2 protein-coding genes are annotated in these 3,060 nt (G+C 71.6%); both read left to right on the top strand.

Annotated features, from left to right (window positions below; all coding sequences use genetic code 11):
- The first annotated feature begins 723 nt into the window (after positions 1-723).
- A complete protein-coding gene (locus AXW62_RS30000) occupies positions 724-1,755 on the top strand; it encodes a 2,5-dihydroxypyridine 5,6-dioxygenase NicX family protein (protein WP_060947277.1) in 1,032 nt (343 codons plus the stop codon).
- Between the two features lie 33 nt (positions 1,756-1,788).
- A complete protein-coding gene (locus tag AXW62_RS30005) occupies positions 1,789-3,060 on the top strand; it encodes an FAD-dependent oxidoreductase (RefSeq protein ID WP_060947278.1) in 1,272 nt (423 codons plus the stop codon).

The following is a 3,060-nucleotide window of genomic DNA, read 5'->3' on the forward strand; positions in this document are numbered from 1 at the left end:
CCCGCCGCGCTGCCGCCCCGTGGCCCCATGGCCCCATGGCCCCGCGGCCCCGCGGCCCCGCCGCCTCGTGGCCCCGGCACCCCCGCGGCCCCGCAGCACCGTGGCTGGACAAGGCCCCGGTCCCGTGTGGGCTCCGGGAGCGCGGGGCCGGGAGAAGACGGGAGCCCGGTGCCTTCCGGGCCGAGCCGTTCCATGAGGCCGACGACCGCGCCGGGGGTGGCGCCGGCGCCCCTTGAGGACCGGGCCGCGTGCGCCGCGACGACGGCGCGCCGAGGGAAGCGGACGTTGACCATCGGAGCCCTCCTTGAGGCGGCGCGCCACTGAGAACCAGCCATCGCCAGGCAGCCCAGGGCACGCGGGCCGGACGCGGACAAAAACCATCCGAGCACGTACGAACTCTCCGCGCAAGACTCCCCGCCCGCCGCGGCCACGATGCGCCCATCGACGCGGGGCCGAGAAAGACAGCCGACGACTCGGGTAAAACACGAGGTCAGCAAGGGTGCCCCAGCCGCCGGGGCCACCCCGGAACCCGGGCCGAGCAGAAAAAAGTTCGGTTGAACCTCTTGCCAGAACCAGATCGTACGCGTTCGGATTAATTGCGTCGGCGGCGCCCGTGAGACCCGCGTCTCCGCATTGAAGCCACCTGGCCGCATGGCTGGATCCATACCCCTGCCCGGACCGTGCGATCGCCGTCCGCCACTTCCCCTTCCCCAGGAGCGAGACATGCTCGACCTCACCTCCGTTGACCTGCTCGACGCGTTCACCCAGGAGCTGAAGCTGTGCAAGCTCAAGCCCGATGAGCACGTCGTCGTCCTGTCCGAGCCCACCAGCCGCGGCGACTACGTGGCGGCCGCCTTCGGCGCGGCCAAGGCCTGCGGCGCGCACGTCATCGCCGCCACGGTCCCCGGCGGCAACCCGTCGCCCTCGGACAGCACCCGCACCGGCGCCGGGCCCGGTCTGAGCGCGGTGCTCGGCGACACCGCCGCGCAGGACCTGCTCAAGGCCGCCGACCTCGTCGTGGACCTCACGCGGGAGGGCTTCATCCACGCCCCGCTCCAGCAGGAGATCCTGCGGACGGGCACCCGCATCCTCTTCGTGTGCGACGCCCCCGACGTGCTCGTCCGCAACCTGCCGCGGCCGGAGGACAAGGCGGAGGTGCTCAAGGGGGTGAACCTGCTGAAGAGCGCGTCCGTCATGCGGGTGACCTCCGAGGCCGGCACCGACCTGACCGTCGAACTGCCGGGCTCCAAGCCGGAGTTCCAGGTGGGCTTCGCCGACGACCCGGGCCGCTGGGACCACTGGCCGAGCACCATGGTCCTGTGCTGGCCGCGGTTCTCCGAGGGCCGGATCGTGCTCTCCGAGGGCGACATCCTGCTGCCGTTCAAGGAGTACGTGCACCGGCCGGTCACCTTGGAGATCGCCGGCGGGAACATCGAGAAGGTGTCCGGCGGCGCCGAGGCCCACCTGCTGAACACCTTCTTCGACGACGCGAACGACGAATGGGGACGCAGCCTGTCCCACATGGGCTGGGGCCTGATGCGCACCGCCGACTGGTTCGCCACCGCCCTGTACGGCAAGGAAGAGCTGATGGGCATGGACGCGCGGGCGTTCGCCGGGAACTTCCTGTGGTCCACCGGCCCCCACCCCGTCCTGCGGCGCGAATCGTACGCGCACGTCGACATCGCCATGCGCGGCTGCACCGTCTCCGTCGACGACCAGGAGGTCGTCACCGCGGGCCGACTCGTCGACTTCTGATCCCGCCGCCGCACCTGCATCTGGAGAGAGAACATGGCATCCACCCAATCCCTCGACGTCGTCATCGTCGGCGGCGGGCTCGGCGGAATGACCGCCGCGCTGGCGCTGCGGCAGCGCGGCCACCAGGTGACCGTGCTGGAGCAGGCACCGCGGTTCGGCGAGATCGGCGCGGGTATCCAGACAGCACCCAACGCGAGCCGAGTCCTGCTCGGGCTGGGTCTGCGCAGGCAGCTGGAGGCCATCCGCACCGAGCCCCAGGACCAGGTGCGGCGCCGGTGGAAGGACGGCAGCGTCATCGGACTGACCCAGCTCGGTGACTACTGCAAGCAGCGGTACAACGCGCCGTACTGGCACTACCACCGGGCCGATCTGCACGGTGTCCTCACCGCGGCCTGCGTCGACCCGGCCGGCCCCGGCCCGGTGGTCGAACTGCACACCTCCAGCCGGGTCAGCGACCTGGACCGCGGCAACCCCCGTCGCCCCGCGGCCGTGACCGAGGACGGCCGGCGCTTCGAGGCCGATGTGCTGGTCGGCGCCGACGGCATCCGCTCCCGGGTCCGCGACCTGATGGGCCTCCCGGACACCCTGCTGTTCTCCGGCGAGATGGCCTTCCGGGCCCTCATCCCCGGCGACCTCATCGCCGCCGACCCGGCCACGCGCTTTCTGATGGACCGCTTCCAGAGCACCATCTGGTACGGCCCGGACCGGCACCTGGTCCACTACATGATCCGCGGCGGCGAATACCTCAACGTCGTCGGCTGCGTCCCGTGCACGGACGAGGTCGCCGAGAAATGGACCGGCTCGGCCACCGCGGACGACCTGGTGAACGCCTACGAGGGCTGGGACGACCGGGTGGCGGCGATGCTGTCCAAGGCCAAGGACGACGTCCTCTCCTTCGCCCTCTATCACCGCCGGCGCGACCCGGTCTGGGTGGACGGCCCGCTCGCCCTCCTGGGCGACGCCTGCCACGCCATGCTGCCCTACCAGGCCCAGGGGGCCTCCCAGGCCATGGAGGACGCCGCCGTACTGGCCGAGGAACTGGGCCGGGTCAACGCCGACGGCGTCGAGGGCGCGCTGCGCCGCTACGTGGACCGGCGGGCCAAGCACGCCGGCATGGTCCAGGACGCCTCACTGCAGAACAAGACCTTCTACCACTACCCCGACGGCCCGCAGCAGGAGGCCAGGGACGCCCTGCTGCGGCGCGGCTTCGACGGCGAATCCGACGTCTCCTACCACTGGTTGTGGAGCGGCAGCCCGCTCGACGACCCGGACCTGGGCGCCTTCGACTACCGCTTCGCCCGCTGA

Origin of the sequence: Streptomyces hygroscopicus subsp. hygroscopicus (assembly GCF_001553455.1) — a bacterium.
GTDB lineage: Bacteria > Actinomycetota > Actinomycetes > Streptomycetales > Streptomycetaceae > Streptomyces > Streptomyces hygroscopicus.